The following is a 17,542-nucleotide window of genomic DNA, read 5'->3' on the forward strand; positions in this document are numbered from 1 at the left end:
CGACTAGCCCGGTTGCGCCGTGAGCGCGGATCCGTAGTTGTCGTGTCGCCCACCGTTCCCGTCATATGACAGGAGGTGCAAATGCGACGCGTAATCGGAATGGATATCCACCGAACTTTCGGCGAGGTGGTTTTCTGGGAAGACGGCAGACTTCGACCGGCCGGTCGCGTCGATATGACCCGCACGGCACTGGAGGGCTTTGGCAAAAGCCTTCAACCGATAGACGAGGTGGTGATCGAAGCGACCGGCAACTGCATGGCGGTGTCACGGGTGCTGTCGCCGTTCGTGAAGCGGGTGGTCATCGCCAACCCATTGCAGGTGAAGGCAATCGCGCATGCCCATGTGAAGACTGACAAGGTCGACGCGGGCACGCTGGCCAGCTTGTACGCGGCCGGCTATCTGCCGGAAATCTGGACGCCGGACGCGGCCACAGAACGGCTGCGCAGGCTGATCGCTCGGCGTTACCAGGTCGTGCGGCATCGGACCCGGATCAAGAACGAAGTGCACGCAATCCTTCATGCGCACCTGATCCCAAAATGTCCGCACGCCGATTTATTCAACGGCCGCGGCCGCGATTGGCTGGCGCACCAGCCAGTACCCGACGACGAACGGGATGCTATTGAGCGGCATGTGCGCGAGCTCGATCGGCTCGCCGAAGATCTCACGATCCTCGATCGGGAGATCGCTACAAACACGCTGGACGACGGCTCGGTCAGGCGGCTGCTGACGATCACCGGCGTCAATCTGGCGGTGGCGGCCGGGTTGATGGCGGCAATTGGCGATATCACGCGCTTCAAGAGCCCGCAGAAACTGGTCAGCTACTTCGGGCTCAATCCGCGTGTGCACCAGTCGGGCCTCGGTGCCGCTCATCATGGCCGGATCAGCAAGGTCGGACGCAGCCACGCCCGGGCCATGCTGGTAGAAGCCGCCTGGGCTGCCGCCAAGGCACCCGGACCGCTCCACGCTTTCTTCGTGCACATCCGCGCCAGACGGGGCCATCAAGTGGCCGCCGTCGCCGTAGCGCGCAAGCTGACCGTCCTGTGCTGGCATCTGCTGACGAACGAAGAGGATTACCTCTGGGCCCGGCCCAGTCTTGTCGCTCACAAGATGCGCGGCATGGAGTTACAGGCTGGGCGAGCGCAGAAAAAAGGCAACACGCGCGGCTCTACCTACGCGTACAATATCAAACAACTCCGCGATCAGGAGATGCACGTCGCCGAGCAAGCGCAGAGAAGGTATGAGCACTTTGTCGAAGCTTGGCGCCCGCGCCCGCCAAAAGAAAAGGCGCGCGGGCGCCTCAACCCGGCAGGGCACAGATAGGGCTGCCCTGCGACGCTTACAGCCGACGCGCCGCTCTTCGCCACGAGGTCACCCGCGCACGACAATAACGATCGCCTGTTCGGGCTAGTTCCCATGCCCCTGGGACACTGGGCCGGTGAGTCATTGTGTTCTTTCCAGGCCCGATCCGATCGAGGATGCCGCCGTGCTCGGGCCGGTCAAGGCCAAGCCTTGCGGTGGCCGCAAACTGCGGCCAGCCTTGACCGCCCCTGCGCGCGGCAGCTGCGAGATGGGCGGTCGGGACGGAAGAATGCCCGCGGCGCGGTCGAACAAAAGAATGCATCTTCCGGAGCCCGCTAAAAACTGCTTGTCGATCTCATCCGTAGATGTATTCGACCTTTACGCCGCCGACCTGGTTGGACAGGTAATGGTACTGCGCGCAGGCTACCGCGTTCGGCAAACCGTCGAGGCCGAGTTTCTTCAGACCCGGCAGGAAGCGGGCCAATTGCTGTCGGCGGAACGTTCGGAACACGATCTCCGCAGCCCTCTGCGGTCCCGCCCGCGACGACAGCATGAGTATGAGGCCGGTCAGGTAGGAGTGATAGATCAGGTCGATGGCGCGATACGCCGCGACGTCTGCAGCTGTTTCGTGGCTCTTTGTCTTCAATGCCTTGCCTCCAGGCCGGCTGTGACGAAGTCGGCGATCGATTGCGCGAGCTTCTTCTTGTTTGCCTGGGTCTCACCCTCGCGGGGCTGATACCAGCGAGAAGTCCAATTCAGCGCACCGAGCAGCGGCTTGGCCGCGAGTTTCGCGTCGACGTTGCGGAAATCTCCGGAGGCCACTCCCTCCTTGATGACGCGAATGTAGAGGTTCTCGTTGGCCTCCCGCAGCGCGGCCACCTCCGCAAGCTCGGCTCTTTCGCTCTCGTTCGTGCGTTCGAGCAGGTGCATCTCCAACCCCTGCGCGATCACGCGAAGGTAAGGAAGATGATCGATGACGAGCAGAGTATGGGCGAAAGCCATGCCGTGGAGGCGCGTCCGCGGGGCTGCGTCCATTTCGAAGGGGGGGCGGATCGCCGCCTCGGTGAGCTCCATCCCGCGGCGATGAACCGCAAAGAATAGTTCGGACTTGCTTCGGTAGTAGTAATAGATTGCGCCCTTGGTCGAGCCGATTTCGTCGCTCACCCGGTCCAGCGAGGTCGCAGCAAAACCCTGCCGCATGAACGCTCGCGCGGCCGCATCCAGAAGTTCGATGCGCCGGTCGACCAATGGCTCGCTTGCCTCGATCTTGCTCAACGAACTGCCCCCCTCATCAATGTTGACAGTCAAACATACTACTCGGTATCTTGCAACATACTACTCGGTAGCTAGGGAGGCGACATGCTGGACGACTATGCCGGCATCCGCGTGCTCGATGTCAGTCAAGGTTTCGCGGGACCGTACTGTGCGGCCATCCTTGCGCGCGGCGGCGCGTCCGTGATCAAGGTCGAGCCGCCGTCCGGCGACTGGGCGCGCTCGATCGGCGGCGCGGTGGAAGGGCATACTGCCTTCAGCCTGGTCCCGAATGTCGGCAAGCGCGCTGTGTGCGTCGACGGAACCAAGCCTATCGGTCGCGAGTTGCTGGCGAGGCTCGCCAAGTCCGCCGACGTCGTGATCCAAAATTTCCGGCCGGGCGTCGTCGAGCGGCTACAGATCGCTGATCACCAGCTTCGCCCCGACAATCCGGACCTCGTCTACGTCTCGATCCTCGGCTTCGGGCCCGGCCCTTACGAAAGACGACCTGCCACTGACACCATCATCCAGGGCTTCACCGGAATGATGGCGATGAACCGTGACGCGCAAGGCACGCCGCGGCGCATTGGCATGCTCGCTGTCGATACAGCGGCCGGCGTGTACGCCGCTCAGCAGCTGGGCGCAGCACTCTACCGGCGCCTCACCGGACGCGGCGGCCAGCACATCAAAGTGTCGCTGGTTGAGGTCGCCGCAGCCTTTCAGGCCATGCCGATCTTGGAAGACGCACTGCATCGGCGGGGTCGGCCAAACGTTCCCCTGAGCGTGCCGATCGGGACCTTCGCGACGGCCGACGGGCACATCAACCTATCGTGTGTCTCGAACGCGATGTTCGAGGGCATCTGCAAGACCCTTGGCAAGGCTGATTGGATCTTAGACCCGAGATTCGCCACGGAAGCCGGGCGTCTGAGCCACGCAGGTGAGATCACCGGCGAGGTCGCACGCATCCTGCTTACGAAGGCGAGCGGGCACTGGATCGAGGCGTTCGAGAGGAATGATGTGCTGTGCGGTCCCGTGCAGGGCTATCGGGAATTCCTGGACGATCCGCACGTGCGCGGGTCGGGGCTGCAAGCGACGCTGCAGGGCGGCGCCTTCGAGGGGCTTCCGCTCACGCTGCTACCGGGCACGTCGGCCGAAGGCACGCGCCTCCCCGCCCCGCCCCGGTTGGGCGAACACACCAGAGAGGTGCTCGCTGAGCACGGATACACGGACTTCGAGATCGACCGTCTCGTCGAGGACGGCGCCATCGTCCAGGCTAAAGCCGAAGGGAGAAAGCAATGAAGAAAAAGTCTGTTGCCTACGCATTGGGGGCTGGCCTCATCGCAAGCTTCACGTCGTCCTCGGCTTTCGCCCAGATATCGGACAATGTCGTCCGCATCAGCATCCTCAACGACATGACCGGCATCTACGCCGATGCCGGCGGCAAAGGCTCGATTGTCGCCGCTGAGCTGGCAGCGGAGGACTTCGGCGGCAAAGTCGCCGGCGCGAAGATCGAGGTCGTTTCGGGCGATCACGCAAACAAGCCCGATGTCGCGTCGAACCTCGCAAGAAAGGCATATGACGCGGAGGGCGTCGACGTCATCGCCGACGGAGGCTCCTCGGCTGCGGCGCTCGCGATGCAGAACGTCTCGCGAGAGAAGAAGAAGATCATCCTACTGTCGGGGCCGGCGACCGCGGAGATCACCGGCAAAAGCTGTTCGCCCTACAGCTTCCACTGGATGTACGACACCTACGCACTCGCCGCTGCGCCTCCGCAGGACGTTTTGCGGCGAGGCGGAGAGCGCTTCTGGGACAAGATGGGCCGGCCGCCATCGATCGTCCAGGCCGGCGTGTACAGCTCGGTCGTGCACTATCTCAAGGCGGTCGCGGCAACGAACACCGACGATGCGACGAAGGTAGCGGACAAGATGCGAGAAATGCCTGTCGAAGATGCGTTCACACACGGGGCCAATATCCGGGCCGACGGCCGCCTGCTGCGCGATCTGTACGTAACCGAGGTCAAGAAGCCTGAGGAATCCAAAGGTCCTTGGGACTACTGGAAGATTATCGCGACCATCCCGGGCGACAAGGCCTGGCGGCCGGTCGACGAGAGCGAATGTCCTTTGCTGAAGACCCACTGACCTGAGGAGGTTGATCGAGGCATGGCGGACGATCCGAAGCTGTTGGTCGAGAACGACGGGCCAGTCATGGTCATCACCATCAATCGTCCGGCGGTCCGCAACGCTCTCGACAACGAGACAGCCGCGGCGCTTGCGAAGGCTCTGCGGGACTTCGACCGCGACAGGAGCCAGGCCGTTGCCGTGCTGACCGGCTCGGGCGGGCATTTCTGCGCGGGCGCTGATCTGAAGGAGCTCGCTGCGGGCCGCGAATACAAGCCATGGGCCGGCGATCCCGACGGCCCATGCCATGGCATTCTGTCGAAGCCCGTCATCGCTGCCGTCGCCGGCTACGCCTGCGCAGGGGGCCTCGGCGTCGCGCTTAGATGCGATCTCCGCGTCGCCGAGGAGACCGCGACCTTCGCCGTTCTTTCCCGGCGATGGGGCGTCCCGATGAGCGATGGAACGACCGTCCGTCTACCGCGTCTCATCGGCGCGGGCCGAGCGCTCGACATGCTTCTGACGGCACGTAAGGTCACCGGCACGGAAGCTCTCGCGATGGGGCTCGCCGACCGCCTCGTCCCGACGGGCAAGGCCCTGAGCGCCGCCCTCGAGCTCGCGCATCAGATAGCGGCGTTTCCGCAGATCGCGATGCGGGCGGACCGTATGTCGGCCATCCGCCAGTGGAACCTGTCGGAGAAGGACGCAATCGCTTTGGAGACTGAGCTCTCCGTTGAAGCTCGCGCCAAGGAAGCGAAGGCCGGGGCCGTTCGTTTCACCTCCGGGGCCGGTCGCCACGGTCAGGTGGGAAAGAATTGACGATGCGCGCGGTGATAGGACATCGCTTCGGCGGAATCGACGACCTCGTCTACGACGAGACCACCTCACCGGCGATCGAGCCCGGTACCATCCGGGTCTCGGTGCGAGCCGCAGGCGTGAGCTTCGCGAACCTCCTGTTCATCGCCGGCAAGCATCAAAACCGGCCGAGTATTCCGTTCGTGCCCGGCACCGAGATCGGCGGCGTCGTCAGCGAGATCGCGTCCGACGTCCGGACCGATCTCAAAGTTGGCGACCGCGTCTGCGCTGGTCTTCCGTCCGGCGGATTCGCCGAGGAAGCGATCGTCGATGCCGCCAATGTTTTCCGTATCCCCGATTCCTTGAGCTTCGAAGGCTCGACGCTTTTCCCGACCATCTACGCGACTGCTTATGCCGGCCTTAAGTGGCGCGCGAATCTTCAACCCGGCGAGACCTTGCTCGTCCACGGCGCGGCCGGCGCCAGCGGTTTGGCTGCCGTCGAGGTCGGGCGCGCTTTGGGCGCAACGGTCATCGCGACCGCTGGAGGCGAACGGAAGATCGGAGTGGTGAAGTGGTACGGTGCCCATCATGCCATCGACTACCTCAGAGGCGGATTCCGAGATCGCGTGCTGGAGATCACCGGCGGCCGCGGCGCTGACGTCGTATTCGATCCGGTGGGCGGCGATGTCTTCGACGAGTCCTTGCGCTGCGTCGCCCCGCTCGGGCGGTTGATTCCAATGGGCTTCGCCGCCGGCCGCATTCCGGAGATTCCGGCGAACATCGTCCTAGTGAAGAACCTGACCGTAATCGGCCTGTACTGGGGATTCTATATGGCATGGGGCAAGTCAAAGGCGAACGCCGCGTTACGCGAGAAGGTCCGCGTCCTATTCGACGAACTGTTCGTTCTCTACGAAGTCGGCAAGCTGCGCGCGCCCATCGATCGATCCCTGCCTCTCGCGAAGTTCGCGGATGCCATGCGCAGCGTCGAGAGCCGCGAGGTCATCGGAAAGATCGTCCTGACTCCGGAGAAACGCACATGAGTGAGTCACTGCTACCGAGCCACGAAGCGCCGTTTCGAGGACTGCGTGTCCTCGATTTCGGCCAAGGCGTCGCCTCTCCTTATGCCGGCTATCTCCTCGCCGCCAACGGCGCCGACGTCATCAAGGTCGAGCCGCCGGAAGGCGACTGGTCGCGCCGGCTTGGCACGACCTACGGCAGCCAGTCGGCGCTGTCGGCCGTGTACAACCGTGGCAAACGCAGCCTCGTTCTCGATCTCAAGAAGCCCGAAGGGATCGAAACCGCGCGCAAGCTCGCCGCCGGCGCCGACGTCATCATCGAAGGATTCCGTCCGGGCGTGATGGACCGCCTCGGCCTTGGCTACAATGCCCTCAGCCGCGAGAACCCGCGGCTCATTTATCTCTCGATCAGCGGCTTCGGACAGGAGGGCCCCTACGCACAACGCCCCTGCTCGGACTCTGTCGCTCAGGCGTTCTCAGGCCTGGTCTCGGTCAACGTCGGAGCCGACGGCATTCCTCATCGCGTCGGAGCTACCATTTCGGACGTCTGCACGGGCCTCTACGGATACCAGGCGGTAGCAACTGCGCTGTTCGCCCGCGCCTCCATCTGTAAGGGCCGGCGGATTGACGTTAGCCTATCGCAGTCGACGGCAGCCCTGCTGGGCCACAAGCTCGCGGAGCATGTCCTCGAAGGCGGTGCCCCGCGTCTTCTCAACGTTCCGGCCGGCAGCTACCGCACGAGCGACGGCTGGATCATGGTCACCTTGGTGACCGAAGCGCAGTATGGTCGGCTCTGTTCCGTATTGGAGCGGGACGATCTTGCCACGGATCCAAGGTTCGCCAGTTTCGCCTCCGAGCCGACTGCGCCGAAGAACTAGCCGGCGAATTACGAAAGGTGTTCCCGAGTGACACCACCGTGTCCTGGCTCTCGCGCCTTCATGCCGCGGATATTATTGCCGACCGCATCTTGAATCCTTCGGAGTGGATGGCCAACGAGCACGTTCAGACCACGCGCGGCGCATTGCGCACCCAGACCCCGGGCGTAGGCGCGGTATTTGCGGCGCGGACGCCCGGAACGATCGTAAACACGGAACTATTGCTATGCCCTGCTCCCGACGTCGGACAGGATTCAAGAGTCATCCTCTCTGACGGCTGGCGTTAGAACAGCGGAAGCAAGGCCGAGAGGATCCGACCAGGATGGCCCGATCGCGAGAATATTGCACGCGCGATAGGCTCGCCGCAGGAAGGGGTGGTCCGTGAACAATTGAGAAGCCATAGAGCGAGAGTCGATTTTCCGGACGAAATTGGTTTTGAGATTGCAGTCTTTCGGGGTTTGAAGCTGCGGCCAAGGTCTCCGCACCCCTCGGCCACAATCTTCGCCTCTTCCTCACCTGGTTGACCCATTTGCTGTGCGTTGTCCTGCTCGCCCCATAGGGAGCGATCGCCGCCGCGGCGGCATTCAGAGGGGCTTAACGGACGACGAGGGAGCGAGACTGAATTGTCTTAGGGGGGCAGCTCTGGCGCCGTCTGCTTGATCGAACTTTCGAATGGACTTGGGCCGGGTATCGAAGATTAGCGCTGGCTTGGTGAACGCGGTTATTCCCACGCCCGCGACGTGCGCACTAGCACTCATGCGCTCTCTCCTTCTGCAATGTTCATGGGGGGCGCAAACCACACGCCAATCGGCGAAAGTGAGGGAATACTCATCTGGGATCCGACTCTGACAGCCGGCTGTATCGCACATGGTTCATGACTTCGCGCTCTGGAGATATTCCTTGCGCGCAACGACAACCTTTGGTGTGTTCTCCAGAAATGCCACATGGGCGTCTTGCCAGGGCGCGACGCGAGTCGTCACCCTGCCGGGGTGCAGTTTTCCGTCGCAGGCCAGCCCGAGCACCTCGTGGATACAAGGAGGGGCGCTTATTCGTCCGGTCACGAAGCGGATGCCCTTGCCGTACATGGCCAATAAAGGGATCGGTACGTGACGAGAAAAATAGATTGCCACGCTGGTACACGTGCCGCCGCTTGCGGTAGCCTGGATCGTACGTTGCAGATCGGGCACATGGCCGCTGGCATCCACGGTGATGAAATAGCGGTCCTTGGGATCCCATTCGTCTTTGCGAAGAGCGGTGGCGCCAAGGCTCGCCGCCACGCGGCGCGCTTCTTCATCGTCATCGACCAAGGTGACTCGACGGGCTCCCAAGGCCAACGCCGAAGCAATTGCGTAGAGTCCGACTGAGCGACCCATGCCACCGACAATCAGGACCCGCTCACCGGGATGGCGCTGCTAAGGTTCGGCTACTGCGCGATAGCCGTCCGGAGCGTTGTCGGCAACGCTCGCTAGGCTGACTGGCTCCAGCCCCTGCGGCACAGGAATGAGCATGTGGTTGGCGAAGGGCACTCGCACACAGTCGTTGAGTACCCCGCCCCACTGCAAACCGCCAACCTCGGCCAACCCGTAGGCGGAACGTAACGGGACGGATTCGCAGGCGCTGGTCAAGCCAACCCTGCACATGGCACAACGGCCGCAGGAGATCTGAAAAGGCACGATCACCAGTTGCCCCGGCTTTGCAGAAGTCACGTCCTTGCCAACTTCCAGGACCTCCGCGACGCATTCGTGGCCAAGCGGATATGGCCCTGCAAACGGTGCCTTCTTAAAGATGAGATTCTGACCGAGCGTGCGCGGTAATCGATTGCGCAAGAAGTGCCTAAATGCTCCCCGGAACGGCGCAGTCCCCTGAAAAACTGCGTAATCCAGGTCGCACCGAGCGACCACTACGGGGCGTACTAGCGCATCGTCCGGCTCAAGCAGTTCAGGCATTTGTATCTCGTCCCAGGCGAGTTTGCCGGGCTCGATGAACATGAGTTGACGCATACGAGATCTCTCCTAGTGATGATTTGAAGAAGTGAAAGTGCGGGATGGGCAATGAACTCGAGTTCACGCCATGATGGGAAGGTCGCGCTTGGAATTCGGGGGCGCAGCTGGTTCTTCGCGGTTCATCACGCGGGCCCTAGTGCTGACTTAGTCCGGCGGATAGTCGCCATCCCGCTGCTTATGTGCTCGCGACTGCTTGCGTTATAGACCGAATAGTCAGCGCTCTTTGCATCAGCAAGAGAACTTTCCTCACGAGGAGTGAAGGCTTCTCTCTTATTCTCCCATCCAGCGTCCCTTGATTTCCCTCTCCTGTACCCAAATAGCCGTCTAGCTGCTTGCGATCCCTCCTGCGCGTCTCGAACGACGCGAATAGCTGGGAATGGACTGGCTGGCGTTGACAAGATCTAGTTGCTGATGCATCGGTTTAGGCGTCTCATCGGTGTCGTGAGTTGATTTTTCTGGCGTGGCGTGGGCCAAATTTCATGTTGAGGCCACCCGACTTCTTGCTGGTAAGTGCGCGAGCAGCGCTGAGGCCCGAACCGGGGAGCACTGTTTATGGAAACGGACATTATCGGTGAGTGGAAAGGACTCGACAAGGTAAGTCCTTATATCGGCCGTATCGGATCCGTCCTTATGAGACTCCAAGACGAGGGTATCGAGATCGGCCTCGAACTCACTAAGGAGCACTGCAACGCACGTGGGACGGTTCACGGAGGTCTGATCGCAAGCCTTTCCGATATTGCGCTGGGCCATAACATAGCAGCCGCATCTCGGGGTAAGCAGGGTTACGTTACTGTTGCCCTAAACATCAATTATATATCGACCGCCAGCCCGGGAGATTTTCTGCGGGTGCGCGTCGACTCGATAAAGGCGGGCACGTCTGTTGGATTCGCAAGAGGCAAGGTCTTCGTGGGCGAGCGCGTAATCTCCGAAATCAACGGTGTCTTCGCGGCAACGCGCAAATCAGATCCCTCTTAGTTTAAGATATGCCATGGCCGCCGTGACAGCCCGACAAGCTAACCGATGCGCCAAGCCCAAAATGCGTCCCCTCGGTCGCGGCGCTCGATCACGTCGAAGCGCATGAAGCGGTCGTGCGCGAGCGCCAATCCGATCCAGAGTTCATTGCAGGCATCGAATACAGCAGGCGAAAGATTTTCGCGCCCTGTCATCAATCGCCAGGAAGTTTGCCGCACGCAAGCCGTCGATCCTTGTATCTCGATTACAGCATCATCTCCCTGACCAACCGCCAAGCGAGTAAAGGCTTTTGCGAATCCTAGAGGACCTGGCTCGACGCCCCCCAGCAGCGAGGCAACATCATCGTACATGTGCATACCGACAAGGCGCGCCGCAGCCTTGGCATAGTGGCCTCCCATGTCGGGGCCTAAGCGCTCGACAGCGACGGGAACGATAGCGCTGATGTAAGTGCCTGCATAGTTGCGTAGCGACTTTTGCCTTTTTCCCTCCGTGAGTTTAACTTCCGGCAACTCGGGAGCATCCTCGATGCGGAATCGGGGACACCGCTCGCCAGGCGAGTATATTAGTAGTTCATTCGGCGACAGATTACGGTCGTATTCCTTGTAGTAACCTTCGAGACCTGGCTGCCCATCGACGGTTTGCCCTGTACAGACGAAACCAAGACGGGGATTCTTCAGTGCGGGACCATTGTTGCCATGCCAGCCGGCCAGCATGGCCCGAGACACTTCCGAAGGAATGCCACAGATGGCTGTCCCCCACCAAATCCAGCGCGGTGGCGGATATCGAATCCAAGCCTTCTGATCGTTCTCATACACGTACTCAACCTTCACCCCGCCGACACGGTTGACGATATAGTTATACTGAGCACTCGCCACGGCATGCGGCAAATGCTCAAGGCCGAGCCTCTTCAGGGCGGGCAGAAAGTTCGCTTGCTGCTGGCGCCGGAACATATGAAAGACAAGATCGGCGGCACTGGAGGAGCCGGCACGGGAACTGATCGTCAGGATGAGGCCCGTCAGGTACGAGTGATATAGCCGCTCCAATGCACGGTAGGCAGGTATATCGTCCGCGGCTGCATCTCCATTTCTCAATGATACCTCCTTGTGGCGTGAGCCACGGTGTTTTTTATCTTCTCGATGTCTACCGTTTCGAGAGCTGGTCCTACGCCAACCCCGAGCTGGCTTGCCGGCGTGGCGATCAAAGACTCGGAAACCGCGATGTGGGACGGCTCCATCGGGCCGTCACCCTCACCATCCCGATTCGGCCCGTCCGCGCGTGTGCGCGGTCGTTGGGTAGAGTCATATCAGCGCCAGCACAGAACACGCCGTGTCTCTCCGTTTCACGCTTACCCCTCCACAGCAGAAGAGCCGTCACCTTGCGGACGGATGCAAATCGACTCAGCCGGTCCCGCCCTCATTGCCAAACGCACCGTGACGCCCGATGCCCGACGCGAAGCGTGTCGCGCCGGACAGCGATTCGCCCGAGGCGATCACCTCGAGGCCGCCGCGCATCTCGCTCTTGATCGCGTCCTCTTCCTCGAGATCCCATTGCCGCAGCGCCGACAGACGGTCAGCGCGCAGGCACGTCTGCGGGAACCGAGCGATGTCTTTGGCAAGCGCGATCGCGTGCGCACGAGCTTCGCCCTTCGGCACCAGCCGGTTCGCCAGCCCTATGCGCTGCGCCTCTGCGCCGTCCACAGGACGTCCAGTGAGGATCAAGTCGATGGCCTGCGAATGGCCGATCAGCCGCGGCAGGCGGATGGTGCCGAGATCGATCAGCGGCACGCCAAAGCGGCGGCAGAAGATACCGAAGGTCGCGTCCGCGGCGACCACGCGCATGTCGGCCCATAGCGCGAGCTCCATGCCGCCGGCGACCGCGAAGCCCTCGACCGCCGCGATGACGGGCTTCGAGAGCCGCAGCCGGCTCGGTCCCATTGGAGCTATTGTGTTGTGGCCGCCGATCTCGCGCTTCTTGTTGGGATCGCCGGTCGCCACCGCCTTCAGATCCGCGCCGGCACAAAAATAGCCGCCGGTGCCGGTGAACACCGCGACCGATGCACTTGCGTCGGCATCGAACGCTAAGAACGCATCGTACAGCTTGCGCGCGGTGGCGCCGTCAACCGCGTTGCGGCAATGCGGCCGGTTGATGGAGATGATGGTGATGGCACCATCGCGGTCGACGAGCACGCTGTCAGTCTCGGACATGGAACACTCCTTGGGACAGTTTTGGAACAGCAAGCGTTTGCGGTCGTAAGGTGCAAATGCGAACGGCAATCCGAATGATCGAATCACCAACGCCTGACTGGCTACCTTCTGACCTTCCTGCATTCACGAGCGCATTCGGCAGCTCAGAGAGCTTCGATGATAGAGTCCCTGAACACGACCTCCTTGGGATGGTACGGATCGAGCTTGAACGTCCCCGCCTCCATCGCTTCCGCGGCGTCTCCCGTCCTGGAGCCGTTGTCGTCCCCGTCTCGCTCAAAAGCGTACCCTACCCAGCATGCGCACGGGTTGGAACGCGCACGGGCACATTCCAGCATCACTTTACTCAGGACCATCCGGTGCAACGCGTGGTGGCGCTTGGACACTCCGACTAGACATTCTGCCGCTGTCCCGTTCTGTTCTCGAGCTCAATCGAGGGTGCTGCTGTGTTCACGATTCCCATGGGTTAAATGTGCGCTAGGCTCGGTCAAACGACGACGGGCTCAGCAAAGTACGAGACAGCGAGCCACTCAGCGATCAGAGCCGGCTTATCTGCTCCTTCGATTTCGATTGATACTTCCGATCTGATGAGAAACTCCTTGGGGCCGCGTGACGTCACATCAAGCAGCTTGAAATGGGCACGCACCCGACTGCCCGTGGGCACCGGCGTCACGAATCGAATCTTATCAAACCCGTAGTTGACGCCCATGACCCTTCCATTGAGCGATGGCAGCGCATCACCCGCCATCGTCACCAAGAGTGAAAGCGTAAGAAAGCCATGAACTACCGTTCCTTTAAACGGAGTTTGAGCGGCTTTCTCCGGATCGACATGGATGAATTGCCAGTCCTCAGTTACCGCGGCGAACTCATTGATGCGCTTCTGGTCGATTACGAACCACCGTGAGGTGCCGACCGGTTGGCCCTTGCGTCGCGCGTATTCTTTAAGCTCAATGCTTGTCATAGATCGCCCCCGACTCGCGTCTGACTTGGTAGAATGACGTGCCCGCTGGTTCGGGGCGCGCCGACTTGCGGCTGGTAATCCCTCGACGGTGACCATCCAGTCGGCCTCCGTGCCTGACAACCGCTTGCGCTAAACCGAATAGTCAGCGCGCCTTGGATCAACAAGAGAACATTCCTCACCGAAAGTGAAGATCCGTCACTTTTCTCAGATGCGAGACAGCCTTGAATTATCGCTCCTCGACCCAAATACGTCCGTCGTTTGGGCGTAGCGTAAGCCGCCAGCCTACCTCCAACAGCAGTTAGAACGGGACTTTTGAATCACAACGAACCGACGTGAGCTGTTAATTTTGTGCCCGCTCCATTTGATACTGCACCTTGCCCAAGTGAAACGGCGAACATGTTGTCGCGCCGTGGGAGGACAAGCCGCTTTCATATCCGGGCCTGCGCGGATAAGGGGATCGACGCCACACGTGACGGCAAAGTCCCCGCTCATTCAACGCTCCAGCATGAAACTGGAGGAGTTCAGCTCCGCTACAGCCGCTTACGACAAGCGCTGCCTACTCTCTACGCACAGGGAGTCGTATGCATCTAGCTCCCAAGAGCTGTTTGCGTCCTGCTTCAGACGTGGAGGAGACGCACGAGATGCGCCAGGCCATCGTTAACGATGCCGGCAAAACCGAAGACAAAGATCGCGACCTTATGCATGGCCATGGCAGGACGCTCGGAATCGCCGACGACGAAGATCTGAACAGGGACGATTGGGATCCGGCAATGAAAGATGGCTTTGAAGGCAGGTGGTCATTGTCACAGGGGGCGGCCTCTCGCATCGGCGAGGCCATCGCGCGTTGCTTCACGGCCGAGAGCGGAATGGTCGTACTGCTCGCTCGCCAGCAAAGGCGCTCGAAAGGGTGGCTCGCCAGCTTTCGTCCGAACGTTCGGCCCGGCTGGACGTTCCGTCGATTTATGCGAGTTCTGCCTTTACCAACGAGTGCTGGCTGGCAGGAGAAGAAACTCCCCTTCGGAGCCCTCACAATTCGTCACAGCTAACCGCCACCGGTAGGGGCACAAAATCGCAGGAGATCGTAGTTTGGCGGGCAAAATCGTAGGACCGGTAGCGGGGGAGCGACTCGAACCCCCGACCGTCTTTCGCTTTGAAGCTCCGACTTCGAAGAGCCGGCTGCGCCACCTTCGATGCCGACCAAAAATTCTTTGGAAATTGCCCCAGACTAAATCCCAGACTAAACGCAAATTTTAGTCTGGGGCCATTTTAGGCCTGCTCAAGAAATCGCTGACCGAGCGGCAATCGAGTCGCCCCAAGGTCGTCCATTGGGAATTAGGTCTCTCCATCGGCATCGTGAAGGACCATGGATGGGGCACGCATGACACGAGCCTAGCATTACAGTTGCATCTTCCTGAAGGTTCTGAATCTATGGGCGACCATGATTCGGGATCTGATGATTGGTGGCGCGTCGGTTGAGGATACGCTGACGCTGTGGGCTTCGTCGTTGCGAGATGCCAAGCAACGCATCCGTCCGCTGTTTACGCAAGAGCGGGTCGCGGCCTCGGCGGGGCAATTTCTCGACGGACTGTTGGGCAACGAGCCGCGCAAGACGGGTTGGATGCGGGCGGAAGCGGCTGGCGATCCAGGCCCGTGGCGCCAGCAGGCGATTCTGGGTCGGGGGCAGTGGGATGCCGACGCGCTGCGCGATATTGTACGTGAGTACGCGCTGGAAACGCTGGGTGACGAGGACGCGGTTCTGGTCATCGATGAGACCGGCTTTTTGAAACAGGGCAAGGCCTCGTGTGGGGTCGCGCGCCAGTACACTGGCTCGGCGGGCAAGATCACCAATTGCCAGATCGGAGTGTTTGCCTCCTATGTGTCGCGGCATGGCCATGCCTTCATCGATCGGGCGCTCTACCTGCCAAAGGAATGGACGGACGAACCCGCTCGCCTGAAGGCCGCACATGTCCCGAGCGATGTGAGCTTTGCGACGAAGCCCCGGATCGCGCATCAAATGATCGCTCGCGCGATCGCCGCAAAGGTGCCGTTCTCGTTCATAGCAGCGGACAGCGTGTATGGCACGGGAGCGATCGAAACCCTGCTGCGCAAGGCGGGCAAAGGCTATGTTCTGGGGGTTGCTTCCAATCACGTGTTCTATTCCTGGGGCAAGCAGCAGCCTGTCGCCGGCACTGCCTCTACGATCGCGCAGAGCCTTCCCAAGAAGGCCTGGCGCCGCCTGCCGTCCGGCGAAGGAACCAAAGGTCCGCGCTGGCACGACTGGGCCTATCTTGAGCTGGCCGATCTCGACGCCGGCGAATACAACGACGACCTTGCCGGGGAATGGACCCGAGGTCTTCTGATCCGCCGCAATATTGCCGACAACAGCTTAGCCTTCTTCTCCACATGGTGCCCCAAGGGCACGTCCATGCAGAAGCTGGTATCCGTGGAAGGCCATCGCTGGGCCATCGAAGACAGCTTCGAAACCGCCAAGAACGAGCTCGGTCTTGATCACAACGAAACCCGCTCCTGGCATGGCTGGCATCGCCATGTCTCACTGGTCATGCTTGCCTTCGCCACGATGGCCGTCATCCGTCATCGGGCCAACACCGGAGCATTGCTTAAAAAAACGCGACCGCGGCCCCGACCGAAGCATCGTTCTTGATCCGCTGGTCGATCCAGGAAATCCGCCGCATCGCCATGAAGCTCGCCCAGCGGCGCATCCCGCATGCCCACATCCTCGCATGGTCATCCTGGCGCAGGGCTCATCAAGCCAACGCGCGCAAAGCGCATCTCAAGCAAAAATTACAACTGTAATGCTAGACTTAACCTCGCGGTAGATCTCTCCGATTTCGGGTCAGAGCCGGGTTCGATTCCGATCAGGCGATTGTGGAGTCTGGAAGGGCATAGGCGTGCCCGCGGCGAGAACCCTGCTGTTTTATTTTTATCGCCGAATACCGCGCGTCATCCTTGCTGGTATTTGTGCTGGTATCGGCAGCAATCGACGATAAAAATGGGCTCAAATTCAAATAGTTATGGCTCTAGGCAATTGACGGCCAGGGGCACCACGAAAAAAACTATAATAGTAACAATAACTTAAGACGATGGTTCGATTCCGGATTTCCCCGCAAAACTGTCGCGACGGATTGAAAATCCAAGCAAAAGCCCACTGCAGCGATCCACTCTGCTGGTATTTTTGCTGGTATCGCCAAGCCAAACGCGCGGCGGCGAATTTCGCTATTCCGAACGACGGAATCGAGCAGATGGCCCGCAAGAATGATGGCGCGGGTGCCAACCCAAAGCAGATCTGACTAATCTCGACTGCCGCAGCGCGACCGAAATTCGACATGGGCGACCGACCGCTCGCGCTTTTCAGCTCGCGCACGAAGCTGATGCGGCATTGGGCTGATCGGATCAAACATCTGCCTACGTCTTTGACAGACGACTGAAGTATTCAAATGTCGAAGAACACCGTCTCGTTGTCGCCCTGCAGGTGGATGTCGAGCGTGTAGACGTTGCCCGCACCCGCCTTGCGCCTGGCGATCAGGGTCGTGCGACGATGGGCCGGCACTAGCGCCAGCACGGGATCGCTGGCGTTGCCGGCTTCGTCGTCGAAATAGATCCGCGTGTAGAGATGCAGCAGCATGCCGCGCGCATACACCGCGAGCAGGATGTGCGGCGCCTGCGGCTTGCCGTCGGGATCCGGCACCACACCCGGTTTGATGGTGTCGAAGGCGTAACCGCCGCTCGCATCAGTGCCGCAGCGGCCGAAGCGCTTGAAGCTCGAGTTCGGCAGCGCGCGCTTGTCCTGCGGATCGGAGAACCGGCCTTGGGCATCGGCTTGCCAGATCTCCAGCATGCAGTCCGGGATCACGGCGCCGTCGCCGTCATAGACCGTGCCCTCGATGCGGATGCGCTCGCCGGAGACGTCGGGCGTCAGCAGGTTGTTGGTGAAGGCGTCGTTCCACGCATATTCGCCGTTCGGCGTCAGGCCGTACTTGAAATAAGGGCCGACGGTTTGCGACGGCGTGATGCCATCGGGACGCTGGTTCGACACG

Annotated in this window: 18 protein-coding genes and 1 pseudogene; 11 read left to right on the forward strand and 8 right to left on the reverse strand. The window is 61.0% G+C overall.

Annotated elements, in window-relative coordinates:
- The first annotated feature begins 99 nt into the window (after positions 1-99).
- On the forward strand, positions 100-1,320 hold the full coding sequence (locus MTX19_RS34840; protein ID WP_280986133.1) for an IS110 family transposase: 1,221 nt from the start codon (positions 100-102) through the stop codon (positions 1,318-1,320).
- A 337-nt stretch (positions 1,321-1,657) separates the two neighbouring features.
- Here MTX19_RS34840 and MTX19_RS34845 read toward each other — a convergent pair.
- Together MTX19_RS34845 and MTX19_RS34850 are read right to left on the reverse strand one after the other, a co-directional pair.
- A pseudogene (locus tag MTX19_RS34845) lies at positions 1,658-1,945 on the reverse strand (hypothetical protein); the annotation flags it as partial.
- Positions 1,942-2,574, reverse strand: coding sequence for a TetR/AcrR family transcriptional regulator (locus MTX19_RS34850; RefSeq protein WP_280985695.1), 633 nt, complete (start codon positions 2,572-2,574; stop codon positions 1,942-1,944). The pseudogene MTX19_RS34845 and the gene MTX19_RS34850, both read right to left, overlap by 4 nt.
- An 84-nt stretch (positions 2,575-2,658) precedes the next feature.
- On the opposite strand from MTX19_RS34850, the gene MTX19_RS34855 reads away from it, so the two are divergent.
- From MTX19_RS34855 to MTX19_RS34875, 5 genes are read left to right on the forward strand one after another with little or no spacing between them, the layout of a single operon-like run.
- Entirely contained in the window at positions 2,659-3,849 is a 1,191-nt protein-coding gene (locus MTX19_RS34855; protein ID WP_280981245.1) for a CoA transferase, read from the forward strand.
- A complete protein-coding gene (locus tag MTX19_RS34860; RefSeq protein ID WP_280981246.1) occupies positions 3,846-4,688 on the forward strand; it encodes an ABC transporter substrate-binding protein in 843 nt (280 codons plus the stop codon). The genes MTX19_RS34855 and MTX19_RS34860 overlap by 4 nt, the downstream gene beginning before the upstream one ends.
- 21 nt (positions 4,689-4,709) lie before the next feature.
- Positions 4,710-5,483 carry a crotonase/enoyl-CoA hydratase family protein gene (locus MTX19_RS34865; RefSeq protein ID WP_280981247.1) on the forward strand — a complete coding sequence of 258 codons (774 nt, stop codon included), beginning with the start codon at positions 4,710-4,712 and terminating at the stop codon, positions 5,481-5,483.
- Between the two features lie 2 nt (positions 5,484-5,485).
- Complete coding sequence (locus MTX19_RS34870) at positions 5,486-6,499, forward strand: NADPH:quinone oxidoreductase family protein (protein ID WP_280981248.1); 1,014 nt, start codon at positions 5,486-5,488, stop codon at positions 6,497-6,499.
- Positions 6,496-7,353, forward strand: a complete 858-nt coding sequence (locus MTX19_RS34875) for a CoA transferase (RefSeq protein ID WP_280981249.1) — start codon at positions 6,496-6,498, stop codon at positions 7,351-7,353. Before MTX19_RS34870 ends, MTX19_RS34875 begins: the two co-directional genes overlap by 4 nt.
- 869 nt (positions 7,354-8,222) lie before the next feature.
- Here MTX19_RS34875 and MTX19_RS34880 read toward each other — a convergent pair.
- Together MTX19_RS34880 and MTX19_RS34885 are read right to left on the reverse strand one after the other, a co-directional pair.
- Positions 8,223-8,723, reverse strand: a complete 501-nt coding sequence (locus tag MTX19_RS34880) for a zinc-binding dehydrogenase (protein ID WP_280981250.1) — start codon at positions 8,721-8,723, stop codon at positions 8,223-8,225.
- 39 nt (positions 8,724-8,762) lie between these two features.
- Entirely contained in the window at positions 8,763-9,350 is a 588-nt protein-coding gene (locus tag MTX19_RS34885; protein ID WP_280981251.1) for an alcohol dehydrogenase catalytic domain-containing protein, read from the reverse strand.
- Positions 9,351-9,905: 555 nt separating this feature from the next.
- Here MTX19_RS34885 and MTX19_RS34890 point away from each other — a divergent pair.
- Positions 9,906-10,328 carry a PaaI family thioesterase gene (locus MTX19_RS34890; protein WP_280981252.1) on the forward strand — a complete coding sequence of 141 codons (423 nt, stop codon included), beginning with the start codon at positions 9,906-9,908 and terminating at the stop codon, positions 10,326-10,328.
- 38 nt (positions 10,329-10,366) lie between these two features.
- On the opposite strand, the gene MTX19_RS34895 is transcribed toward MTX19_RS34890, so the two are convergent.
- From MTX19_RS34895 to MTX19_RS34905, 3 genes are all read right to left on the reverse strand, one after another.
- Positions 10,367-11,416 (reverse strand): hypothetical protein, encoded by a 1,050-nt coding sequence (locus MTX19_RS34895; RefSeq protein WP_280981253.1) that lies wholly within the window; start codon positions 11,414-11,416, stop codon positions 10,367-10,369.
- A 306-nt stretch (positions 11,417-11,722) separates the two neighbouring features.
- On the reverse strand, positions 11,723-12,529 hold the full coding sequence (locus MTX19_RS34900) for a crotonase/enoyl-CoA hydratase family protein (protein WP_280981254.1): 807 nt from the start codon (positions 12,527-12,529) through the stop codon (positions 11,723-11,725).
- 484 nt (positions 12,530-13,013) lie between these two features.
- Complete coding sequence (locus tag MTX19_RS34905; protein WP_280981255.1) at positions 13,014-13,487, reverse strand: MaoC family dehydratase; 474 nt, start codon at positions 13,485-13,487, stop codon at positions 13,014-13,016.
- A 641-nt stretch (positions 13,488-14,128) separates the two neighbouring features.
- Between MTX19_RS34905 and MTX19_RS34910 the strand changes: the two genes are divergently transcribed.
- From MTX19_RS34910 to MTX19_RS34925, 4 genes are all read left to right on the forward strand, one after another.
- Entirely contained in the window at positions 14,129-14,533 is a 405-nt protein-coding gene (locus MTX19_RS34910) for a hypothetical protein (RefSeq protein ID WP_280981256.1), read from the forward strand.
- 392 nt (positions 14,534-14,925) lie between these two features.
- A complete protein-coding gene (locus MTX19_RS34915) occupies positions 14,926-16,149 on the forward strand; it encodes an IS701 family transposase (protein ID WP_280984181.1) in 1,224 nt (407 codons plus the stop codon).
- Positions 16,146-16,301: a hypothetical protein gene (locus MTX19_RS34920; protein WP_280978692.1), complete on the forward strand. Its 156-nt coding sequence runs from the start codon at positions 16,146-16,148 to the stop codon at positions 16,299-16,301. Before MTX19_RS34915 ends, MTX19_RS34920 begins: the two co-directional genes overlap by 4 nt.
- 329 nt (positions 16,302-16,630) lie before the next feature.
- Entirely contained in the window at positions 16,631-16,795 is a 165-nt protein-coding gene (locus tag MTX19_RS34925) for a hypothetical protein (protein WP_280981257.1), read from the forward strand.
- A gap of 143 nt (positions 16,796-16,938) precedes the next feature.
- Here the strand turns inward: MTX19_RS34925 and pcaG are convergent, their stop codons facing one another.
- Positions 16,939-17,541, reverse strand: coding sequence for a protocatechuate 3,4-dioxygenase subunit alpha (pcaG, locus tag MTX19_RS34930; RefSeq protein ID WP_280981258.1), 603 nt, complete (start codon positions 17,539-17,541; stop codon positions 16,939-16,941).
- Position 17,542 lies beyond the last annotated feature (1 nt).

Origin of the sequence: Bradyrhizobium sp. ISRA464 (genome assembly GCF_029910095.1) — a bacterium.
Lineage (GTDB): Bacteria > Pseudomonadota > Alphaproteobacteria > Rhizobiales > Xanthobacteraceae > Bradyrhizobium.